The organism is Ligilactobacillus sp. LYQ135, from assembly GCF_053711055.1.
The window spans coordinates 105,947-128,565 of record NZ_JBSJYT010000003.1; the positions used below are offsets into that span (position 1 = coordinate 105,947).

Here is a 22,619-nt window from a genome sequence, read left to right on the forward strand (position 1 = left end):
AGAAACAGAAACAGAAACAGAAACAGAAACAGAAACAGAAACAGAAACAGAAACAGAAACAGAAACAGAAACAGAAACAGAAACAGAAACAGAAACAGAAACAGAAACAGAAACAGAAACAGAAACAGCAAACGACGAATGGAAAATTACTACTAAAAATGAAGCTGAAGAACTTCCTGAAAATGAACAGCAAGCAACTGTTGCAGAAGATAACAGACAGGAAATTCAAGAATCAAACGAAGCTGTTGTAGAGCGTCAAGCTGAAGCTAATGAAGTTGAAGAAAAATCAACCGAAGAATCTGAAGTTAGTCGTTATGAACATGGTTTGAAAAAAACACGGACTGGTTTTAAGGGCAGAATTAATGCTTTATTAGCTAATTTCCGGCATGTTGATGAAGATTTCTTTGATGATTTGGAAGAAATGTTGATTGAGTCTGATGTTGGCTTTGAAGCTGCAATGCAAATCAGCAATGAACTTCGTGATGAAGTTAAATTTCAAAACGCTAAAAGTAAAGAAGATGTTTCTGAAGTTATTGTTGAAAAATTAGTTGATTTGTATGAAGATGCAGGAAAAGATCAAGATGAAAATCTTCATTTTGCTAAAGAAGGTCCCACAGTTTTCTTATTTGTTGGGGTTAATGGTGTTGGTAAAACTACAACAATTGGTAAATTAGCACATCGTTATAAGGAACAAGGTAAAAAAGTGATGGTTGCAGCAGGAGATACTTTCCGTGCAGGGGCAATTGAACAGTTAAATGAATGGGCTCAACGAGTAGGAGTAACCATCATTAAGAAACCTGAAAAAAGTGATCCAGCATCAGTGGTATATGATGCTATTGTAAAGGCTAAAAAAGAAGATTATGACATTTTATTAGTTGATACAGCTGGAAGGTTACAAAATAAGGTTAACTTAATGAATGAGCTTGAAAAGATTCAACGAGTAATAACACGTGAAATTCCAGATGCACCGCATGAAGTTTTATTAGCATTGGATGCAACTACTGGACAAAATGCATTGACACAAGCTAAACAATTTAAGGATGTTACAAACGTTTCAGGGATTGTTTTAACTAAATTAGATGGAACTGCTCGTGGTGGTATTGTGTTAGCAATTCGAAATGAATTGCATATTCCAGTTAAATTTGTTGGATTAGGTGAGCAAGTTGATGATTTACGTGATTTTGATACAGAAGATTTTGCATATGGATTATTCAAAGGATTAATTATTCCACGCAAGGAAGATTAGGTGAAATTCATGGAAATTGCCAAAACAAATCGAATTAACTCATTGTTTGAATTTTATGAACCACTTTTAACTAAGAAGCAAATGGAATATTTAGCACAATATTACCGTGATGACTATTCACTAGGTGAAATTGCTGAAAATTATAATGTGTCACGACAAGCAGTTTATGATAATATAAAACGGACAGAAAAAATTTTAGAAGAGTATGAGGATAAATTGCATTTATATGCTAATTTTCAACGTAATGCAACTAATATTGATGCTCTTTTAAATTATGTCCAAGAAAATTATCCAAATGATCAAAAATTAATTGAGTTAGCTCATAAATTAGAAAGTATTGAAGAATAGGTTGGTGAATTTAAATGGCTTTTGAAGGACTGACAGAACGAATTCAAAATGCAATTCATAGTTTACAAAGAAAAGGGAAAATTACTGAAAATGATGTTAATGAATCTATGCGTGAGATTCGGTTAGCATTATTAGAAGCTGACGTAAACTACGGTGTTGTTAAGGAATTTATCAAGACAGTCAAAAAACAAGCAGTTGGATCTGCAGTATTAGAAAGTTTAACCCCTGCACAACAAATCGTTAAAATTGTTAATGATGAGTTAGTAAAGGTAATGGGAGAAAAGGCAGCTCCTTTAAACAAATCAAACAAAATCCCAACTGTTATTATGATGGTCGGTTTACAAGGGGCAGGTAAAACAACTACTGCAGGTAAATTGGCATTAAAATTAAAAAATGAACAAAATGCACGTCCATTATTAATTGCTGCTGACGTTTATCGTCCAGCTGCGGTTGATCAATTGAAAATTTTAGGTGACCAAATTGATGTTCCAGTTTTTGAAATGGGAACAGACGTTGATCCAGTTGAAATTGTGCGTCAAGGGATGCAAGTTGCAAAAGAAAAGAAGAACGATTACGTTTTAATTGATACGGCTGGTCGTTTACAAATTGATGAAAAATTAATGGATGAGTTAGCTAAAATCAAAGAATTAACTCACCCAGATGAAATTCTTTTAACTGTTGATGCTATGACTGGTCAAAATGCAGTTGAAGTTGCTAAAGGATTCAATGATCAACTGGATGTTACCGGTGTAGTATTGACTAAGTTAGATGGTGACACTCGTGGTGGTGCTGCTTTATCAATTCGTGCAGTCACTGGCAAGCCAATTAAGTTTATTGGTCAAGGTGAAAAATTAACTGACTTGGATGTCTTTTATCCAGATCGAATGGCTTCACGAATCTTAGGAATGGGTGATATGCTCACCTTAATTGAAAAGGCTCAACAAGACTATGATGAACAAAAAGCCATTGAATTACGCGATAAGATGCGTGCAAATTCTTTTGATTTCAACGATTTCATTGAACAATTAGAACAAGTTCAAAAAATGGGTCCAATGGAAGATTTATTAAAGATGATTCCAGGAATGGCAAATAATCCTGCTTTGAAAAATGTCAATGTTGATCCTAAAGATTTGGAAAGAACAAAGGCGATTGTCTATTCAATGACGCCACAAGAACGACAAGATCCTGATATTTTAAATCCAAGTCGGCGTCGGCGGATTGCGGCAGGTTCTGGACGGCCAATTCAAGAAGTTAATCGAATGATCAAGCAATTTAAGCAAATGCGTGACATGATGGGAAAAGTTTCAAATGGGGATTTCTCAGGCATGGAAGGCTTATTTGGAAATGGCATGAGTGGTAAGTTAGCTAAAATGTCAATGAGCAAAATGGCACGTAAAAATAAGCAAAAGAAGTTACGGAAACTTCAAAAAGCACGGCGTCGGCGTAAACGATAAAAAAATTTAAGCTGTCAAGAATTTTTCCTTTACAGCTAATCAAAAACTTGGTATATTATTAATTGTTGATAAATTAATAGGAGGTGCAAACATGTCAGTAAAAATTCGTTTAAAACGTATGGGTTCTAAAAAACGTCCATTTTACCGTATCGTAGTTGCAGATTCACGCTCACCACGTGATGGTCGTTTCATCGCAAACGTTGGTACTTACAACCCATTGACAGATCCAGAAACAGTTACACTTAAGGAAGAAGAAGTTATGAAGTGGTTAAACAATGGTGCACAACCATCAGACACAGTGCGTAACATTCTTTCACGTCAAGGTGTAATGAAGAAGTTCCACGAAGCTAAGTACTCAAAGAAGTAAGGTAATTAGATGACAAAAGAAACGGTTAAACAGTTGTTAATGACAATTGTACAAGCGTTAGTCACTAAACCTGATGAAGTTTCAATTGAAATTATTGAAGATGATCAGTTCATTAATTTCAATTTGAAAGTGGCTTCTGATGATATTGGCCGAGTAATTGGCAAAAACGGAACGGTCGTTCAAGCAATTCGTTCATTAATTTATGGAATTCGAATTGATGATTCATTAAGAATTAAATTGAACATTATTGACTAATTACATTACTAACCTCTAATGAAACAAGCGTAATTGTTTTTTTAGAGGTTTTTTATATATTTAAGAAAGGAATTGCAAATGAATTACTATCAAGTTGGGAAAATCGTTAATACCCATGGAATTAAAGGTGAAGTTAAAGTTCAGTCAATTACAGACTTTCCTCAAGAAAGATTTGCACCAGGCGCACCTTTGTATGTCTTTAAAAATGATCAATTAATTAAAGAAGTAACGGTAAAAACACATCGTAAGCATAAAAATTTTGAATTGCTAAGTTTTGAAGGATTACAAGATATTAATTTAGTTGAAGACTTAAAACAAACCGAATTAAAAATTGCTGAAGATCAACAAGGAACATTAAATGAAGGAGAATATTATTATCATGAAATCATTGGTTTAAAAGTATATGATTTAGATGATAATTATCTTGGTGAAATTAAGGAAATCATGGAATCTGGTGCAAATGATGTATGGATTATTCAAAGAGTTGGACAAAAAGATTTATTGATTCCGGCAATTTCAGATGTAATTAAAGATATTCAAGTAGATCAAGGCAAAGTCACTATTGAAATGTTAGATGGGTTGGATGATTAATGCAAATTGATATTTTGAGTTTATTTCCGGAAATGTTCAAAGGACCTTTAACGACCTCCATGATTGGAAAGGCACGTGAAAAAGGAATTGTAAATATTAATATTACAGATTTTCGTGATTACACAACGAATAAACAACGACATGTGGATGATACGCCTTATGGTGGAGGTGCAGGAATGTTACTTCAAGCACAACCAATTTTTGATGCTCTAGATGCAATTCAAGAAAAACATCCAACTCCAGGTAAAGTAATTTTATTAGATCCAACCGGAAGAAAATTTGATCAAAGTGTTGCTGAAGAATTAGCAACTGAACAACATTTAACTTTTATTTGTGGTCATTATGAAGGATATGATGAGCGGATTCGAACAAGAGTGACTGATGAAATTTCGCTTGGAGATTATGTTTTAACGGGTGGAGAATTGGCGACAATGGTTATTATTGATGCAACTGTTCGTTTATTGCCTGATGTTTTAGGTAATAATGAATCTGCAGCAGGAGATTCATTTTCAACTGGCTTATTAGAATATCCACAATATACTCGACCAGCGGACTTTCGCGGTTTAAAAGTTCCAGAAGTTTTAACCAGTGGAAATCATCAAAAAATTGCACAATGGCGAAGAAAAGAATCACTCCGGCGAACATACTTGCGACGTCCAGATTTACTTGAAAACTATCCATTAACAGAACAAGATAAAAAATGGTTATCTGAATTTAAAAAATAATCTTTACTTTTAAAGTGGTTATATGATAAAGTAATAAATGGCTATTGCCATAATAACGGTATTCCGCTGCAACTGGACATGAATATCGGTGAAAGGAAGAAAAAAATGTCAGTAAATCCATTGATCAAAAAGATCACTGAATCACAATTACGTGATGATATTCCAGAATTCCGTGCTGGTGATACAGTACGTGTTCACGCTCGTATCGTTGAAGGTAAGCGCGAACGTATCCAAGTATTCGAAGGTGTAGTTATTAAACGCCGCGGTGAAGGTGTTTCAGAAACTTACACAGTTCGTAAAATCAGTAATGGTGTAGGTGTTGAACGGACATTCCCTGTACACACACCACGCGTTGAAAAGATCGAAGTTGTTCGTCTTGGTCGTGTACGTCGTGCTAAGTTATACTACTTACGTGATCGTCAAGGTAAGGCTGCACGTATTCCAGAACGTCGTCGTAAATAATAAAAATAGAAGTCAGGCTAATGCTTGGCTTTTATTTTTATTCTCAATATAAATTGCGCACGACTTATTTTATAATCCAGGAACTCTTTTTTATAATTCAGGAAATTTTGAGATGTTTTTTAGTCCATAATGTATAGTAGTACTTGTAAGTGTTAGAGAGAAAAGGACTAAGTGAACAATTTATATTTTCGTTAGGGATAAGGCTTAGGGAAAAGTCTTATTTTTTTATTCTCATTTCAAAAATTAATCACCTCAATAAAGTTTTCCCTTCATTTTTATTACCATATTAATTAACATTTAAAAAAAATTCAGTTAAAATCAAGACATAAATGATTTAAGGAGGGGTTAGTATGTCTAAATTTGATTTAAATGACTATATGAACCAACCTGATGTGAAACCAATTAAAATAATGGATTCTAAGGGAAATATCGTAAATGAAGACTTATTTCCAGATTTATCAGATGATCAGTTAGTTGAGTTATTTAAAAAAATGGTCTGGGAAAGGGTTCTCGATGAACGTTCTACGATGCTTAATCGTCAAGGCCGATTAGGATTTTATGCTCCAACTGCAGGGGAAGAAGCTAGTCAAATGGGATCAACGTATGCAATGGAAAAAGAAGACTTTTTATTACCTGCATATCGTGATATTCCTCAATGGATTCAACATGGACAGCCATTATATAAAGCTTTCTTATGGTCAATTGGTCATTATATGGGTGGCCAAATTGAAGATGATATGCAATCTGCTACACCGCAAATTGTTGTTGCATCAGCAACTGTTCAAACTGCAGGTGTTGGTTTAGGACTTAAAAAGAAGGGATCATCAAATGTAGCATATACATACACAGGTGATGGAGGTACTTCTGAAGGCGATTTTTACGAAGGAATTAATTTTGCTGGAGAATATAAGGTTCCTGCACTTTTTATTGTTCAAAATAATCAATACGCTATTTCTGTACCTCGAGAACATCAAACTGCAGCTAAAACATTAGCGCAAAAAGCTGTTGCAGTAGGAATTCCAGGAATTCAAGTAGATGGAATGGATGCATTAGCTGTTTATGCAGTGACTAAGGCCGCGCGTGAATGGGCAGCTGCAGGAAATGGGCCTGTTGTAATTGAAACCCTTACCTATCGCTATGGTCCTCATACTTTATCAGGCGATGATCCACGGAGATATCGGACTGCAGATGAGGAAAAGTATTGGCATGAAAAAGATCCACTAATTCGTTTTAGAACATACCTTGATCATAAAAAATTGTGGAATGAAGATATGGAAAAGGATTGGGAAGCACAAGTGAATAAAGATATTGATGAAGCCATTGATAAGGCCGAAAAAGCTCCTAAGCAAAAAATTAGTGATTTTTATAAATTATCATATTCAGAAACTCCTGATACGATTCAAGATAAAATAGATGAATGCGAAAAGGAGGGGAAATAGTTATGACAAAATTAACAATGATTAAAGCAATTAACCAAGCGCTTGATCAAGAATTAAAGCGTGACAAGAAGATATTAGTTTTTGGAGAAGATGTTGGTAAAAACGGTGGCGTTTTTCGTGCTACTGACGGATTACAAAAAGAAAATGGGGAAGATCAAGTTTTTGATACTCCATTAGCGGAATCTGCCATTATTGGTTTAGCAGCCGGCCTTGCATATGAAGGTTTTCGTCCAGTTCCAGAAATTCAATTTTTTGGATTTTTATATGAATGTATGGATGAAATTGTTGGTCAAGTTGCACGTGAACACTATCGTACAGGTGGAACTAAAAAAATGCCAATTACAATTCGTTCCGCATTTGGTGGTGGCGTGCATACTCCTGAAATGCACTCTGATAGCTTAGAAGGAATTGTTGGTCAAGTTCCTGGATTACGGGTAGTAATTCCAAGTTCACCATATGATGCAAAGGGATTACTGATTTCTTCAATTCGCTGCAATGACCCAGTTGTATTTTTGGAACATATGAAATTATATCGATCAATTAAAGAAGAGGTTCCTGAACAAGAATATACATTGCCTTTAGATAAAGCTGCAATTAAACGTGAAGGCACTGATATTACTTTAATTTCATATGGTTATATGGTTCAAGATTGTTTGAAAGCAGCTTCAGAACTTGAGCAAGAAGGAATTAGTGTAGAGGTTGTTGATTTGAGAACTGTTTCTCCAATTGATGAGAAAACAATTTTAGATAGTGTCAAAAAAACAGGTAAAGTTATTATTGTACAAGAAGCGCAAAATATGGCTGGTGTTGGCAGTCAAGTCTCATCATTAATTGCAGAAAAAGCCATTTTAAGTTTAGATGCACCAATTGCTCGCATTAGTGCTCCAGATACAGTTTATGCATTTAGTGCGGCTGAAGATGAATGGTTACCAAATAAAGATGAAATTGTGCAAAAGGCAAAAGAAATTGTAAATTTTTAGGAGGAGAAGCAAATGGGAATTTATAAATTTAAATTGCCTGATGTTGGCGAAGGAATGGCTGAAGGAACAGTTGGTAAATGGCATGTTAAAGTTGGCGATACCATCAAAAAAGATGCTGATTTAGTTCAAATTGAAAATGATAAATCAGTTCAAGAAATTCCATCTCCTGTAGGGGGAGTTATTAAAAAAATTGTTGTTCCAGCAGGTGATACGGCTAACGTAGGTGATACTTTAGTTGAAATTCAAACTAAAGGTGGAAACGATTCAACTGAAGAACATGCAACTAATGAAGAGCAGTCTTCAAAAGAAGTGGCTGCAAGTGAGAAAACAACACAAAATTCAAATCAAACTAAATCTAAAGATGTTACTCAAAGTAAACCTGTCATTAATCGCCAATTAACACCTCAAGATCATAGTTTGCCAGTTTTAGCAATGCCATCAGTTCGTGCCTATGCACGTGAAAAAGGTGTTGATCTTACCAAGATCAAAGGTACAGGTAATCATGGACAAGTTTTAAAAACAGATGTTAATAATTACCTTAATCAAGGCAATTCAACTGAAAAGAAAATTGTTCCTACTCAAGATTTGCGTGAAAGTGAAATTCAAAGTGCATTTCAAAGAGCAGTTGTTGAGAATAATGGAGTCCATGAACATCATGAAAAAATGGATTCTATACGATTAGCAACAGCGAAGTCAGTTGCACGTTCTGTTTCTGAAATCCCACATGTTACGATGTTTGATGAAGTTATCGTAGACAAATTATGGGATCATCGAAATAAATTTAAAGGAAAGGCTGCTAAACAAAACATTCACTTAACATTTATGCCATATATTGTTAAGGCATTGGCAGTAGTAGCAAAGGAATATCCAATTTTAAATTCATCAATTGATATGGATAAGCGTGAAATTATCTATAAAGATGATATTAATGTTGGAATTGCTACAGAAACCAATCGAGGATTGTTTATGCCAAATATTAAAAATGCAGATCAATTGAGTATGTTTGAAATTGCTCGCCAAATTGAAGATAATACGCACGCAATTGAAGAAGGCAGTTTAAGTGCTAATAAAGTTCAAAATGGCACAATTGCAATTACTAATATTGGATCAATTGGAGGTGGATACTTTACTCCAATTATTAATTATCCAGAAGTAGCAATTTTAGGAATTGGGCGCATTGAAAATCAACCAGTTGTTGATGCAAACGATGCTGAAAGTGTTACTGTTGGCAAAGTAATGAAATTGTCATTATCAATTGATCATCGTGTAATTGATGGGGCAACTGCTCAAAAAGTATTGAACCGGCTAAAAGAATTACTAGCTGATCCTGAATTATTGTTGATGGAGGGATAGTTTATGGTAGTTGGAGATTTTGCAATTGATTTAGATACTGTTGTAATTGGAAGTGGCCCTGGTGGTTACGTTGCAGCTATTCGTGCAGCCGAATTGGGGCAAAAAGTTACCGTCATTGAGAATCGCTTTATTGGTGGGGTTTGTTTAAATATTGGATGCATTCCTTCCAAGGCATTAATTGAAGCTGCTCATCACTATCAAAGTGCAATGAATTCACAAAAAATGGGCTTGCAAGTAACTGCTGCAAAATTAGACTTTGACCAAACTCAAATTTGGAAACAAAGTGTAGTTAATAAACTCACTGGCGGAGTTGCAAGTTTATTTAAAAAACATCACATTGATGTAATTTGGGGAACTGCATATGTACGAAATGATCATAGTATTCGTGTAATTAAAGATGATCAAGCTCAAACTTATACATTTAAAAATTTGATCATTGCAACTGGCAGTCACCCAGTGGAAATTCCTAATTTTAAATATGAAGGACGTGTAATTGACTCAACTGGCGCTTTAGATCTTAAAAAAGTTCCTAAGCATTTAATTGTCGTTGGTGGAGGTTACATTGGATGTGAATTAGCCTCTGCTTATGCTAATTTAGGAGCACATGTTTCAATTCTTGAAGGTACTGATCAAATTTTGTCTAACTATGAGGCTGATATGGTTAGAATTATTCAAAAACATTTTAGTTCTCAAGGTGTGGACATTTATACTCATGCAATGGCGAAGAATGCAGAACAAACTGATGATCAAGTAAAAGTAACTTTTGAAGTTAATGGCGAAGAAAAAGAGTTAATTGGAGATTACTGTCTTGTTTCGGTTGGCCGCAGACCTAATACTAAAAATATGGGACTGGAACATGCAGGAATTGAAGTTGACGACCATGGCTTAATTAAAGTTGATAATCAAGGTAGAACAACTGTTTCAAATATTTTTGCAATTGGTGATGTGGTTTCTGGTTTTGCGCTTGCGCATAAAGCCGAATATGAAGGGAAAGTTGCGGCTGAAGTAATTGCAGGTGAAAATGTGACTGTTGACTATCACGCAATGCCTGCGGTTTGCTATACTGATATTCCACTAGCAACAACTGGAATGACAGTAGAAGAGGCTCAACAAAAAGGATTAAAAGTTAAAAAAGCTCAATTTCCATTTATCGCAAACGGCCGCGCAATTTCAATGAATGCAGTTGATGGATTTGTTCGGTTAGTATACACAGAAGATGAAGGAATTTTAGTTGGGGCTCAAATTGTTGGTGAAGATGCTTCTGATTTAATTAGTGAGTTAACACTTGCAATTGAATCTGGTAATAATGTGGATGACTTAGCATTAACAATTCACCCACATCCAACATTATCAGAAGCTGTTTGGGATGCTGCTGATATTGCAATTGGCTACCCTACAAATATATAAAAACAAAAGGCATGGCAATTTTAATGTCATGTCTTTTTGCAAAGGACTGATTTAAATGCAATATATCGCAATGAAGACAAATGATATTCGGACAAATTTAGCAACAGAACAATATTTAATGAATTCCAATAAAATGCAACTTCCATTTATGTTATTTTATATCGAAAAGCCATGTATTATTGTTGGACGAAATCAAAATACAATGGAAGAAATTAATGAAGAATATTGTCAAAAACATGGAATTACAGTTACGCGAAGATTGTCTGGTGGTGGAGCAATGTATCAAGATTTAGGTAATCTTTGCTTTAGTTTTATTGTTCCTGCTAATGAACAAAAATTTGGTGATTTTAAAACTTTAGTTAAACCAGTTGTGGATGCACTTCATGAAATGGGAGTAACAAAAGCGAAAGTGACTGGAAGAAATGACATTGTTGTTGATGGTAAAAAATTTTCTGGAAATGCAATGTATACACGGGGAAATAAGACGTTTAGTCATGGAACATTAATGTTTGATGTAGATACTGATGCAGTTACCCATGCTTTGCGGGTTCCTAAAGATAAAATTGAATCAAAAGGAATTAAGTCCGTACGAAGTCGAGTAACTAACATTAAGCAGTATTTTAAACCAGAGTATCAAAAATTAGATACATTTGGTTTTCGGGATGAACTTATTAAGAAAATTTGGCATGTAGATTCAATTAAAGCTGCTGAAAAGTTTGAGTATCATCTTACTAATGAGGATCAAAAGGAAATTCAAAAAATTGAAAAAGAACGGTATGATAATTGGGACTGGGTTTATGGTGAATCTCCTCAATTTACTGTGAAAAAAAGAAAACATTTTACCGGTGGAACAATTGATGCTCGTTTTAATGTCGAAAATGGACATATTAAAAATCTCAAAATTTATGGCGATTTCTTTGGAATTAAAAATGTAGAAGAGATTGAAAAAGCACTAATTGGAAAAGAATATAATGCACAAACAATTCAAAAGATTTTAGAGTCATTTGATTTAAATCGATATTTCAACGGAATTCCTAGTGATGAAATTATAAACTTAATTGCAATGCAACATTAAATTTTAAAGTGAGATCTATGACGTTTGAAAGTCAGGATCTCATTTTTGTGTTATGTAGCTTAAATTTTAAGTGGCAATCCAAGTTTGAAAAATTTAAGATTTCAAATTGTTAATGAGAGTTATTTTGTCAGCACTCCGGTTTTATGGTAGAATGAATGGGATAATTACATAGCAGAATATTATTTCATAAAAGTAGGAGGATCCAAATGGCAATTAAATATAAGCGTGTCGTATTAAAATTAAGCGGTGAAGCTTTGGCAGGTGATGCGGGAAAAGGTATCAATCCGCCTGAAATTAGAAAAGTTGCCGAAGAAATCAAAGAGGTTCACGATTTAGGTGTAGAAATCGCAATTGTCGTTGGTGGTGGCAATATGTGGCGTGGTGAAACTGGTGCACAATTAGGAATTGAACGTGCACAAGCTGATTACATCGGAATGCTTGGAACTGTAATGAATGCATTAGCATTACAAGATACATTAGAATCATTAGACGTTCCAACTCGAGTACAAACAGCAATTGAAATGCGACAAGTGGCTGAACCATATATTCGGCGCAAGGCAGTTCGTCATTTAGAAAAAGGACGGATTGTAATTTTTGCAGCAGGAACTGGTTCACCATACTTCTCAACGGATACAACTGCTGCTTTACGTGCATCAGAAATCAATGCAGATGTAATTTTAATGGCTAAAAATGGGGTTGATGGGATTTACTCAGCTGATCCACGCAAAGATGCAACTGCTGTAAAATTTGAAACATTAACTCATTTAGACATTATCAACAAAGGTTTACATGTAATGGATTCAACAGCTTCAACATTATCAATGGATAATGACATTTCATTAGTTGTTTTCAATATGAATCAACATGGAAACATTAAGAAAGTTGTTGAAGGTGAAAACATCGGAACAACAGTGGAAGGAAAATAAACATGAAAGTTACAAATCCAATTATTAAAGATGGCCAAGATAAAATGGTTAAAGCACAAGATGCTTTACAACATGAATTAGGTGGTATTCGTGCAGGTCGAGCTAATGCTAGTATTTTAAATCGAGTAATGGTGGAATATTATGGTGCTCCAACTCCATTAAACCAAATTGCTCAAATTTCAATTCCAGAAGCGCGAGTACTTTTAATTACTCCATATGATAAATCATCTTTAGATGACATTGAACATGCTATTTTAGCTTCAGATTTAGGATTAAATCCAGTTAATGATGGTACTGTTATTCGACTTGTAATTCCACAATTAACAGAAGAAAGACGTAAAGAATTAGCCAAAGAAGTTAAAGCAATTGGCGAAAAGGCTAAAGGATCAGTGCGGCATGCTCGTCGGGATATTCGCGAAGCTTTGAAAAAAGCTGAAAAGAATGGCGAAATGTCAGAAGATGAACTTCATGATTTAGAAGATCAAGCACAAAAAGTAACTGATGAAGCAGTGAAAAAAGTCGAAGAAATTGTTGCTGAAAAAGAACAAGAAATTCTTGAAGGTTAATGTAATGAAATCTGCAAAGGACTGTGACGATGACTCACAGTCTTTTGTGTTGTTTTGAATTTGAAACTGTAAATGAGTCAAATTAAATTTAAAATTAACCTCAATGCGATCCAATAGGAGGAAGTCATGTTTAAAAATTTATTCAAAAATTCATCAAATGGACAATTTGAAGAAATCAATTTGGATCCAGCAAAAATGCCTAATCATATTGCCATTATTATGGATGGAAATGGACGATGGGCACAAAAAAGAACTTTGCCACGAATTGCCGGACATAAGCGTGGGATGGAAGTTGTTAAAGATATTACTAAAGCAGCCAGTGATTTAGGTGTGAAAGTGTTAACTTTATATGCTTTTTCAACTGAAAATTGGAAACGTCCAGAAAATGAAGTTAGCTTTTTAATGGACTTGCCAGTAAAGTTTTTTGATACGTTTGTTCCAGAGTTAATTGAAAATAACGTTAAAGTTAATGTAATGGGGTATACTCAGTATTTACCTGAAAAAACTCAAACAGCAGTTAATAATGCCATTGAACAAACTAAAGAAAATACCGGGATGATTTTAAATTTTGCACTAAACTATGGAAGTCGTGCAGAAATTACCACTGCTGTTAAAGAGATTGCAACACAAATTCAAAATCAAACTCTTACAATTGATGAAATTGATGAAGAACTTATTTCAAAATCTTTAATGACTCAAAGTGTAGCTCCATACAATGATCCTGATTTATTAATTCGAACAAGTGGTGAGGAACGCATTTCGAACTTTTTGCTTTGGCAATTAGCATATAGTGAATTAGTTTTCACTGATAAACTTTGGCCTGAATATCAGCCAAGTGATTTAATTGAAAATATTTATGAGTACCAACATCGTGATCGCCGATTTGGTGGAGTAAAGGAAGGAAAGTAGTATATGAGACAACGTGTAATCACAGCGGTAGTTGCATTAGCAGTGTTTATTCCGCTTTTAATTATTGGAAATACTCCATTTAATGTTTTAGTTGTAGCAATGGGGATTGTGGCAATGACTGAATTTGTATCAATGAAAAAATTATTTGTCGTGTCACCAGCAGCCTTTATTAGCTATTTTGCAATTGCAAGCTTGTTAGTGCCACGTAGCTGGCTTAACTTTTTGCCTAAAGGAACTAACTATATTGATTTATTCTTTATGTTTTTACTTTGCTTACTAGCATTTACTGTAATTTCAAAAAATATGTTTTCATTTGATGATGCAGGTGCATTGATTTTAGGTGCTGTTTATGCTGGTTTTGGTTTTCATTTTATGATTCAAGCACGTGCAGAAAGCCTTTGGATGCTTTTATATGCATTGTTAATTGTTTGGACTACAGATAGTGGAGCATATTTAATTGGAAGAAAAATTGGTAAAAATAAACTTGCTCCACAAATTAGTCCAAATAAAACATGGGAAGGTTCAATTGGAGGGACAGTATCTGCATTAATAATTGTGGGTGTATATGTCTTTTTCTTACAATCACACTTTAAGTATAATTTTGGATTAATGTTGATTTTGACCTTAATCTTCTCAATTGGAGGACAATTTGGCGATTTAATTGAATCAGCATTTAAACGTCATTATGGGGTTAAAGATTCTGGTAAAATCTTACCAGGACATGGGGGAATTTTAGATCGGTTTGACTCATTGTTATTTGTATTACCATTAATGCACTTTACAGGTTTAATTTAAAAAGGTGAAAGGAGAGAGCCAAACGAATGGTGATAACGATTATTGCATTTGTAATTGTGTTTGGGATTCTAGTTTTTGTACATGAATTTGGACACTTCTATTTCGCTAAAAAATCAGGAATATTAGTTCGTGAATTTTCAATTGGAATGGGCCCAAAATTGTTTGCATATCATAAAAATGGAACAACTTATACTTGGCGCTTATTGCCATTAGGTGGATATGTACGAATGGCAGGGCTAGAAGATGATGAAGATACTCTTCAAAAAGGCTCTCCAGTAACACTACTTTTAAATCAAGATAATATTGTTACTCGAATCAATACTAGTAAAAAGAAAATGCTTAAAGGCGGTTTGCCTTTAATTGTTACTGATTGGGATTTGCAAAAGGGATTATGGATTGAAGGATATGAAAATGGTGATGAAGATCAGTTAAAACGTTTTAATGTAGATCATGATGCAATGATTATTGAAAATGATGGAACTGAAATTCAAATTGCACCTTTAGATGTTCAATATCAAAGTGTTTCAGTGCCGAAGCGCTTGATGACAAATTTTGCAGGTCCAATGAATAATTTTATCTTAGCAATTATTGCATTTAGCATGATTGCAATGGTTCAAGGTGGCGTTCAAATGCCAACTAACTCTAACCAAATTGGAACTGTTCAAACGCAATCTCCAGCTGCAAAGGCGGACTTAAAAAGTAACGATAAAATTATTAAAGTTGAAGGCAAAAAGACTGATAATTGGAGTGAGTTATCTGCAAGTTTAAATGCACGTCCTGGGAAGAAAACACAGTTGACCATAAAACGAGGTAATCAAGTAAAAAATGTAGAAATTACTCCTAAAGTTGTTAAACAAAATGGCGAAAAAGTTGGTCAAATTGGAATTACAGAAAAAGTCAAGGTTGATCATTCAATTGGAGCAATTTTGTCATATGGATTTGTAAAAACATGGCAAATTATTGTGATGATTTTCAGTGCTTTAGCTAGCATGTTTACTCACGGATTTAGCTTAAATGACTTTGGTGGGCCAGTTGCGATGTATTCAATGACTTCTCAAGCAGCTCATTATGGAGTAATTAGTGTAATTAATTTGATGGCCTTTCTATCAGTTAACTTAGGGATTATGAATTTACTTCCAATTCCAGCATTAGACGGTGGTAAAATTTTACTGAACTTAATTGAAGGAATTCGGAAAAAACCAATTGATCCAAATAAAGAAGTAATCTTTACGATGATTGGATTTGCATTCCTATTAATTTTAATGGTATTAGTTACATGGAATGATATTCGACGTTACTTCTTTTAAAGAAATGTGATAAACTAGAAAAAGAATTTTAAAGAGGAAATGGAAAGGAAGATTGTTATGAAACAATCAAGAATGTTGATTCCAACATTAAAAGAAGTTCCTAGCGATGCTGAAGCAGTTAGTCATCAGTTAATGCTAAGAGGTGGATATATTAAGCAGATAACTGCGGGGATGTACACATATTTGCCGCTTGCTGATCGTGTTTTACAAAAGATTGAAACGATTATTCGTGAAGAAATGGATAAGATTGATGCAGTTGAAATGTTAGTTCCAGCTGTAATTCCGGCAGAATTATGGCAAGAATCTGGACGATATGATACTTATGGTCAAACTTTATTTAGATTACAAGACCGGCATGAACGTGACTTCATTTTAGGTCCAACTCATGAAGAAACTTTTACTTCTATTGTAAGAGATTCAATTAAATCATATAAAAAACTTCCAATTGTTTTATATCAAATTCAAGCTAAGTATCGAGATGAAAATCGGCCTCGTTTTGGATTATTACGTGGACGTGAGTTTATTATGAAGGATGCTTATTCATTCCATGCCGATAAAGAAAGCTTAGATGAAGTTTTCAATGATATGGGAAAAGCATATCGGAAAATTTTTGAACGAGTTGGTTTAACGTTCAGAGAAATTATTGCTGATTCAGGTACAATGGGCGGTAAAGATTCACATGAATTTATGGCCATTGCTCCAATTGGTGAAGATATTGTGGTGTATTCTGATGAAAGTGATTATGCTGCTAATATCGAAAAAGCAAAGAATTTACGGACAGTTAAAAAGTCACATGAGTCATTAAAGGACTTAAAAAAAGTGGCAACACCAAATATTAAAACAATTGACGAAGTTGCTGAATTTTTAAATGCGCAACCAGAAGATCAAATTAAAACATTATTATTTATTGCAGATGAAGAACCTGTTTTGATTTTAATGCGTGGTAACGATGAGTTAAATGAAACTAAATTAAAGAGTTTCTTAGGTGCTGATCAATTACGTGCAGCTACTGAAGATGAAGCGAAGAAATATTTAGGTGCAGGTTTTGGTTCTTTAGGTCCAGTTAATGTTGATAAGGAAATCAAAATTTATGCAGACTTAGATGTTGAAGCCATGGTTAATGCTAATGTTGGTGCAAATGAAGAGGGTTATCATTATATTAATGCCAACATTGATCGGGACTTTAATGTTGATCAATTTGTTGATTTACGGACAGTTCAAGAAGGCGATATTTCTCCAGATGGTGAAGGCAAATTGCAATTTACTCATGGAATTGAAATTGGACATATTTTCAAGTTAGGAACTCGCTATTCAGAAAAATTAGGCGCAACTGTTCTTGACAGTAATGGACGTTCAATTCCAATGATTATGGGTTCTTATGGAATCGGAGTATCACGGTTACTTTCAGCAATTGTTGAACAAAATCATGATGAAAATGGAATGATTTGGCCACGTAATATTGCTCCATTTGATATTCACGTTGTTCCTGTGAATGTGAAAAATGAAACTCAACGTGATTTAGCAAATGCAGTTGAAAAAACATTGCAAGATGCTGGATATCAAGTATTATTAGATGATCGTAAAGAACGTGCAGGTGTTAAGTTTGCTGATTCTGATTTAATTGGATTACCAGTGCGAATCACAGTTGGTAAAAAAGCTGACGAAGGAATTGTTGAAATTAAGTTACGTAAAACGGGTGAAACTTTAGAAGTTAAAGTTGATGAATTAGTTAACTCATTGAAAATTCTTTTGAAAAACATTGATTAATAAGTATTAAGGAGGTTGCGACGCAAGTCCAGCCTTCTTTACTATTCATAATAAAGTAAGGAGGGAAAATGGTGGCTCTAAATAAGCAGGAACTTTTTGAAAAATTACTTGAACAAATTAATTGGCAGTCTGATGACAGTACCCAAAATTTGTTTAAAGAAGCTGAAATCGAACAAGTTCAAGTGCATACAAAGTCGCAACAGTGGGATTTTCATTTAAAAGTAAATGATATTCTACCATTTAATGTTTATTCGAATTTAGCTAATCATATTGCAGCTGCTTTTAAAGAAATTGCAGCCACGCAACTATTTATTGAAACCAATAATCCACAAGTTACTGATGAAAACTTGGCAGAATACTGGGAATGGATAATTGCACATAGTAAAATCCAATCTCCAATGATTAATGAAGCCTTTAGAGGACAAGTTCCTTATTTGGATCATAATCGGCCAATGATTGTGGCAGAAAATGAAATTATAAAAAACTTTTTGGTAAATCAAGCTTTAAGTCCAATTGAAGAAGGATACCATAACGTTGGTTTTCCTAAAATGAATTTTACAACCATTATTGATGATTCTAAGTCACAAGCAAAAATTAATGAATTTAAGGAACGTAAGGCCAAAAATGATGCTGAGTTGACTCAAAAAGCAATGGAGGCCATTCAAAAGCAAGAAATTCGTAAAAAAGTGAAGCAAAAAGAAACACCATCAGTGGATGGTCCAATTCAACTTGGTAAAAAAATTGCCGATGATATTCCGGTTCGTCAAATGAGTGATATTACAGAAGAAGAACGCTCAGTAGTTGTTCAAGGATATATTTTTGATAGTGAAATTCGGAGTTTACGTTCTGAAAGAAAATTATTAATTTTAAAAGTAACTGACTATAGTTCTTCTTTTGTGATTAAAAAGTTTTCACGTGATGAAGAAGATGAAGCGATCTTTGAATCATTGAAAAAGGGGAAATGGATTAAAGTACGTGGAAGTGTTCAAGAAGATAGCTTTATGCGTGACTTAGTAATTAATGCATATGATATTGCAGAAATTCAGCATGAAGGACGGCAAGATACAGCTCCTGAAGACGAAAAAAGGGTTGAATTACATTTGCATACAAATATGAGTCAAATGGATGGAATTAACAGTATTTCAGATTATGTTGCTCAAGCGGCTAAATGGGGGCAAAAAGCGATTGCTGTTACAGATCATGGTGTGCTACAAGCCTTCCCTGAAGCACATACTGCTGGTAAAAAGAATAACGTAAAAATTTTATATGGGGTGGAAGCGGACGTTGTAAATGATGGTACGCCAATTGCTTATAATGATCAGCATGTTAATTTAAAAGATGCCACATACGTAATTTTTGATACGGAAACAACTGGTTTATCAGCACGGTATGATAAAGTAATTGAACTTGCGGCGGTAAAAATGAAAAATGGAACGGTAATTGATCGCTTTGAGCAATTTATTGATCCTGGACATCCATTGTCACAAACAACGATCAACTTAACAAGCATTACTGATGATATGGTACGTGGTTCTAAGTCTGAAGAAGAAGTTTTTAAGATGTTCCAAGACTTCTGTAAAGATTGTGTTATTGTCGGACATAATGCAACTTTTGATGTTGATTTTATGAATACAGGATATGAACGACACCATTTACCAACAATTCAAGAACCATGGATTGACACTTTGCCACTTGCACGTTTTTTATATCCAGAAATGAAAGGCTTTCGGTTAAATACACTTGCTAAAAAGTTAGACGTTACTTTAGAGCATCATCACCGGGCAATTTATGATGCGGAAGCAACTGGATATATTTACTATGCAATGCTTAAAGATGCAGAAGAAAATTATGGTATTAAGTATCATGATCAATTTAATGATTATATGGGACAAAATGATGCTTACAAACATGAACACCCATTTCATGTAACGATTTTAGCGAAAACTCAAGCAGGCTTAAAAAATCTGTTTAAGTTAATGTCTGATGGAATGACAAAATATTTCTATAGGGTTGCAAGAATTCCTCGTTCAGTTCTTGATAAGTATCGCGAAGGATTAATTGTAGGCTCGGCTTGTTCAAATGGCGAAGTTTTCACTGCAATGATGCAAAAAGGATATGGAGTAGCCAAACAAAAGGCACAATATTATGATTACTTAGAAGTTCAACCAAAAGCAGTTTATGAACCTCTAATTGAACAAGAATTAGTGAAAGATCAACATAATTTAGAAGAAATCATTTCTGATATGGTTGATTTAGCACATGAATTAGAAATTCCGGTAGTTGCAACTGGAGATGTGCATTTTATGAACAAGGAAGATGCAATTTACCGTAAGATTTTGATTCATTCTCAAGGTGGGGCAAACCAATTAAATCGATTACGTAAGTTGCCTGATTTGCATTTCAGAACTACTGATGAAATGCTTGAGTCTTTTGCGTTTTTAGGTGAGGATAAAGCCAAAGAAATTGTCGTTGATAATCCGAATAAAATTGCAGAGGAATGTGACGATATTTCTCCAGTTAAGGATAAATTGTATACACCTAATATGCCAGGAGCAAATGACCAAATTCGTGAATTAGCAATGAACAAAGCGCATGACTGGTATGGTGATCCATTGCCTGAATTAGTTCAGGCTAGATTAGATAAAGAATTGAAATCAATTATTGGGAATGGGTTTGCGGTTATTTACTTAATTGCTCAAAAACTAGTATTTAAATCCAATAAAGATGGATACTTAGTAGGTTCACGGGGATCAGTTGGATCTAGTTTCGTAGCTACAATGACTGGGATCACCGAAGTTAATCCATTGCCACCGCATTATCGTTGTCCGAAATGTAAGTATTCTAAATTTTTTACTAATGGTGAATATGGTTCAGGATATGATTTGCCAGATAAGAATTGTCCGGAATGTGGAACCGAGTTAATTAAAGATGGCCAAGAAATTCCATTTGAAACCTTTTTGGGATTTAAAGGTAATAAAGTTCCAGATATTGATTTAAACTTCTCTGGTGACTATCAACCAATTGGACATAACTATACTAAAGTATTGTTTGGCGAAAACAACGTGTTTAGAGCGGGTACAATTGGTACAGTTGCGGATAAAACGGCATACGGATATGTTAAAGCATATGAGCGTGATACTGAACAAAATTTCCGTGGAGCAGAAGTCGATCGCCTTGCTAAAGGAGCAACTGGAGTTAAAAGAACTACTGGACAACACCCTGCAGGAATTTTGGTTGTTCCTGATGATATGGAAATTTACGATTTTTCTCCAATTCAATATCCAGCTGATGATTTGAGTGCACCATGGCGTACAACCCACTTTGATTTCCACTCGATTCATGATAATATTTTGAAACTTGATATTTTAGGGCATGATGATCCTACTATGATTCGAATGCTTCAAGATTTATCAGGAATTGATCCCCAGTCAATTCCAACTGATGATCCTGGGGTAATGGCATTATTCTCAGGAACTGAAATTTTAGGGGTTACTCCTGAACAAATTCAATCTAAAACAGGGACTTTAGGAATTCCTGAATTTGGAACCCGTTTTGTACGGGGAATGTTGGAAAAAACTCATCCATCAACATTTGCAGAATTGCTAAAAATTTCAGGTCTTTCTCATGGGACTGATGTTTGGCTTGGAAATGCAGAAGAATTAATTGAAAATGGAACAGCTAAAATGAGTGAAATTATTGGATGTCGTGATGATATTATGATGGACTTAATTCACTTTGGTGTTGATTCTGAAACTTCTTTCCAAATTATGGAACATGTGCGTAAGGGTCGTGGAATCCCAGATGATTGGCAAAAGGAAATGAAGGAAGCCGATGTTCCTGATTGGTATATTTGGTCATGTTTGAAGATCAAGTATATGTTCCCGAAAGCTCACGCAGCTGCATACGTTTTAATGGCTTTGCGAATTGCTTACTTTAAGGTATATTTTCCAATAATTTATTATGCAGCATATTTTTCAGTTCGTGCAGATGACTTTGATTTAGTTGCAATGGCTCATGGAAAAGAATCAGTTAAAGCTGTAATGAAGGAAATTAATGATAAGGGAATGGAAGCATCAACAAAGGAAAAAAATTTATTGACGGTTTTAGAAATTGCCAATGAAATGCTTGAACGTGGATTTAATTTTAAGATGGTTGATATTAATAAATCAGATGCTTCTAATTGGCTAATTATGGATGATGGAAAAACTTTACTTGCACCATTTTCTGCAATTCCAGGATTAGGATTAAACGTTGCTAAACAAATTATTGCTGCACGTGAAGAAAAAACATTCTTATCTAAAGAAGATTTGGCTAAAAGAGGAAAGGTTTCCCAATCACTAATTGAATTTATGACAGAACATCATGTTTTGGATGACCTTCCTGATGAAAATCAACTTAGTTTGTTTGAAGATATGTTTTAAATGGGCTAATAGCTTATAACATCAACGTTATAAGCTATTTTTTTATATTTTAAATCATAACTAACTTGATTATTACCCAACTAATTACTCACATTTTGTCAGAAACTTGGATAAGTAGTTAGATTAAAAGTGATTATTAAAGCTTTTAATAAATTTAGGGTGTTTTTAGAATTTAAATTTAATGAATTTCATTAGAAGGTGAATCGTGAAGTAAAAAACAGATGTT

The 22,619-nt window shown here is 34.3% G+C and carries 20 protein-coding genes; all 20 read left to right on the forward strand.

What is annotated here, in order from left to right; all coding sequences use genetic code 11:
* Window positions 1-1,246 (forward strand): signal recognition particle-docking protein FtsY (ftsY, locus tag ACWCL1_RS04120; RefSeq protein WP_454545649.1); only part of this gene is annotated, 1,246 nt, incomplete at its 5' end.
* Window positions 1,247-1,255: 9 nt separating this feature from the next.
* Window positions 1,256-1,594: a putative DNA-binding protein gene (locus tag ACWCL1_RS04125; RefSeq protein WP_454545741.1), complete on the forward strand. Its 339-nt coding sequence runs from the start codon at window positions 1,256-1,258 to the stop codon at window positions 1,592-1,594.
* 14 nt (window positions 1,595-1,608) lie between these two features.
* The gene (ffh, locus tag ACWCL1_RS04130; RefSeq protein ID WP_454545650.1) at window positions 1,609-3,048 is read left to right on the forward strand and encodes a signal recognition particle protein; all 1,440 of its coding nucleotides are present in this window, start codon (window positions 1,609-1,611) and stop codon (window positions 3,046-3,048) included.
* Window positions 3,049-3,139: 91 nt separating this feature from the next.
* Window positions 3,140-3,415 carry a 30S ribosomal protein S16 gene (rpsP, locus tag ACWCL1_RS04135; protein ID WP_454545651.1) on the forward strand — a complete coding sequence of 92 codons (276 nt, stop codon included), beginning with the start codon at window positions 3,140-3,142 and terminating at the stop codon, window positions 3,413-3,415.
* A gap of 9 nt (window positions 3,416-3,424) precedes the next feature.
* Entirely contained in the window at window positions 3,425-3,670 is a 246-nt protein-coding gene (locus tag ACWCL1_RS04140) for a KH domain-containing protein (RefSeq protein ID WP_454545652.1), read from the forward strand.
* Between the two features lie 78 nt (window positions 3,671-3,748).
* Complete coding sequence (gene rimM / locus ACWCL1_RS04145) at window positions 3,749-4,261, forward strand: ribosome maturation factor RimM (RefSeq protein ID WP_454545653.1); 513 nt, start codon at window positions 3,749-3,751, stop codon at window positions 4,259-4,261.
* On the forward strand, window positions 4,261-4,986 hold the full coding sequence (trmD, locus tag ACWCL1_RS04150; RefSeq protein ID WP_454545654.1) for a tRNA (guanosine(37)-N1)-methyltransferase TrmD: 726 nt from the start codon (window positions 4,261-4,263) through the stop codon (window positions 4,984-4,986). The genes rimM and trmD overlap by 1 nt, the downstream gene beginning before the upstream one ends.
* Before the next feature lie 105 nt (window positions 4,987-5,091).
* A complete protein-coding gene (rplS, locus tag ACWCL1_RS04155; RefSeq protein ID WP_454545655.1) occupies window positions 5,092-5,448 on the forward strand; it encodes a 50S ribosomal protein L19 in 357 nt (118 codons plus the stop codon).
* 350 nt (window positions 5,449-5,798) lie between these two features.
* Window positions 5,799-6,887, forward strand: a complete 1,089-nt coding sequence (gene pdhA / locus ACWCL1_RS04160; RefSeq protein WP_454545656.1) for a pyruvate dehydrogenase (acetyl-transferring) E1 component subunit alpha — start codon at window positions 5,799-5,801, stop codon at window positions 6,885-6,887.
* Window positions 6,888-6,889: 2 nt separating this feature from the next.
* Window positions 6,890-7,867 carry an alpha-ketoacid dehydrogenase subunit beta gene (locus tag ACWCL1_RS04165; RefSeq protein WP_454545657.1) on the forward strand — a complete coding sequence of 326 codons (978 nt, stop codon included), beginning with the start codon at window positions 6,890-6,892 and terminating at the stop codon, window positions 7,865-7,867.
* A gap of 12 nt (window positions 7,868-7,879) precedes the next feature.
* Window positions 7,880-9,220, forward strand: a complete 1,341-nt coding sequence (locus ACWCL1_RS04170; protein WP_454545658.1) for a dihydrolipoamide acetyltransferase family protein — start codon at window positions 7,880-7,882, stop codon at window positions 9,218-9,220.
* A gap of 3 nt (window positions 9,221-9,223) precedes the next feature.
* Window positions 9,224-10,627 (forward strand): dihydrolipoyl dehydrogenase, encoded by a 1,404-nt coding sequence (lpdA, locus tag ACWCL1_RS04175; RefSeq protein ID WP_454545659.1) that lies wholly within the window; start codon window positions 9,224-9,226, stop codon window positions 10,625-10,627.
* Window positions 10,628-10,682: 55 nt separating this feature from the next.
* Window positions 10,683-11,702, forward strand: a complete 1,020-nt coding sequence (locus ACWCL1_RS04180; RefSeq protein WP_454545660.1) for a lipoate--protein ligase — start codon at window positions 10,683-10,685, stop codon at window positions 11,700-11,702.
* 206 nt (window positions 11,703-11,908) lie between these two features.
* Window positions 11,909-12,628 (forward strand): UMP kinase, encoded by a 720-nt coding sequence (gene pyrH / locus ACWCL1_RS04185; protein WP_454545661.1) that lies wholly within the window; start codon window positions 11,909-11,911, stop codon window positions 12,626-12,628.
* A gap of 2 nt (window positions 12,629-12,630) precedes the next feature.
* A complete protein-coding gene (gene frr, locus ACWCL1_RS04190; protein WP_454545662.1) occupies window positions 12,631-13,194 on the forward strand; it encodes a ribosome recycling factor in 564 nt (187 codons plus the stop codon).
* Window positions 13,195-13,320: 126 nt separating this feature from the next.
* Window positions 13,321-14,103 carry an isoprenyl transferase gene (locus tag ACWCL1_RS04195; RefSeq protein WP_454545663.1) on the forward strand — a complete coding sequence of 261 codons (783 nt, stop codon included), beginning with the start codon at window positions 13,321-13,323 and terminating at the stop codon, window positions 14,101-14,103.
* A gap of 3 nt (window positions 14,104-14,106) precedes the next feature.
* Window positions 14,107-14,898: a phosphatidate cytidylyltransferase gene (locus ACWCL1_RS04200; RefSeq protein WP_454545664.1), complete on the forward strand. Its 792-nt coding sequence runs from the start codon at window positions 14,107-14,109 to the stop codon at window positions 14,896-14,898.
* Window positions 14,899-14,924: 26 nt separating this feature from the next.
* The gene (gene rseP / locus ACWCL1_RS04205; protein ID WP_454545665.1) at window positions 14,925-16,205 is read left to right on the forward strand and encodes an RIP metalloprotease RseP; all 1,281 of its coding nucleotides are present in this window, start codon (window positions 14,925-14,927) and stop codon (window positions 16,203-16,205) included.
* 57 nt (window positions 16,206-16,262) lie between these two features.
* On the forward strand, window positions 16,263-17,972 hold the full coding sequence (locus tag ACWCL1_RS04210; RefSeq protein ID WP_454545666.1) for a proline--tRNA ligase: 1,710 nt from the start codon (window positions 16,263-16,265) through the stop codon (window positions 17,970-17,972).
* 68 nt (window positions 17,973-18,040) lie between these two features.
* Window positions 18,041-22,393, forward strand: a complete 4,353-nt coding sequence (locus tag ACWCL1_RS04215; RefSeq protein ID WP_454545667.1) for a PolC-type DNA polymerase III — start codon at window positions 18,041-18,043, stop codon at window positions 22,391-22,393.
* The last annotated feature ends 226 nt before the right edge of the window (window positions 22,394-22,619 follow it).

Bases quoted from the DNA above. Each gene is read 5' to 3' on its own strand.
- ACWCL1_RS04125 (WP_454545741.1), top strand. From the start codon at position 1,256: ATGGAAATTGCCAAAACAAATCGAATTAACTCATTGTTTGAATTTTAT.
- ffh (WP_454545650.1), top strand. From the start codon at position 1,609: ATGGCTTTTGAAGGACTGACAGAACGAATTCAAAATGCAATTCATAGT.
- rpsP (WP_454545651.1), top strand. From the start codon at position 3,140: ATGTCAGTAAAAATTCGTTTAAAACGTATGGGTTCTAAAAAACGTCCA.
- ACWCL1_RS04140 (WP_454545652.1), top strand. From the start codon at position 3,425: ATGACAAAAGAAACGGTTAAACAGTTGTTAATGACAATTGTACAAGCG.
- rimM (WP_454545653.1), top strand. From the start codon at position 3,749: ATGAATTACTATCAAGTTGGGAAAATCGTTAATACCCATGGAATTAAA.
- trmD (WP_454545654.1), top strand. From the start codon at position 4,261: ATGCAAATTGATATTTTGAGTTTATTTCCGGAAATGTTCAAAGGACCT.
- rplS (WP_454545655.1), top strand. From the start codon at position 5,092: ATGTCAGTAAATCCATTGATCAAAAAGATCACTGAATCACAATTACGT.
- pdhA (WP_454545656.1), top strand. From the start codon at position 5,799: ATGTCTAAATTTGATTTAAATGACTATATGAACCAACCTGATGTGAAA.
- ACWCL1_RS04165 (WP_454545657.1), top strand. From the start codon at position 6,890: ATGACAAAATTAACAATGATTAAAGCAATTAACCAAGCGCTTGATCAA.
- ACWCL1_RS04170 (WP_454545658.1), top strand. From the start codon at position 7,880: ATGGGAATTTATAAATTTAAATTGCCTGATGTTGGCGAAGGAATGGCT.
- lpdA (WP_454545659.1), top strand. From the start codon at position 9,224: ATGGTAGTTGGAGATTTTGCAATTGATTTAGATACTGTTGTAATTGGA.
- ACWCL1_RS04180 (WP_454545660.1), top strand. From the start codon at position 10,683: ATGCAATATATCGCAATGAAGACAAATGATATTCGGACAAATTTAGCA.
- pyrH (WP_454545661.1), top strand. From the start codon at position 11,909: ATGGCAATTAAATATAAGCGTGTCGTATTAAAATTAAGCGGTGAAGCT.
- frr (WP_454545662.1), top strand. From the start codon at position 12,631: ATGAAAGTTACAAATCCAATTATTAAAGATGGCCAAGATAAAATGGTT.
- ACWCL1_RS04195 (WP_454545663.1), top strand. From the start codon at position 13,321: ATGTTTAAAAATTTATTCAAAAATTCATCAAATGGACAATTTGAAGAA.
- ACWCL1_RS04200 (WP_454545664.1), top strand. From the start codon at position 14,107: ATGAGACAACGTGTAATCACAGCGGTAGTTGCATTAGCAGTGTTTATT.
- rseP (WP_454545665.1), top strand. From the start codon at position 14,925: ATGGTGATAACGATTATTGCATTTGTAATTGTGTTTGGGATTCTAGTT.
- ACWCL1_RS04210 (WP_454545666.1), top strand. From the start codon at position 16,263: ATGAAACAATCAAGAATGTTGATTCCAACATTAAAAGAAGTTCCTAGC.
- ACWCL1_RS04215 (WP_454545667.1), top strand. From the start codon at position 18,041: ATGGTGGCTCTAAATAAGCAGGAACTTTTTGAAAAATTACTTGAACAA.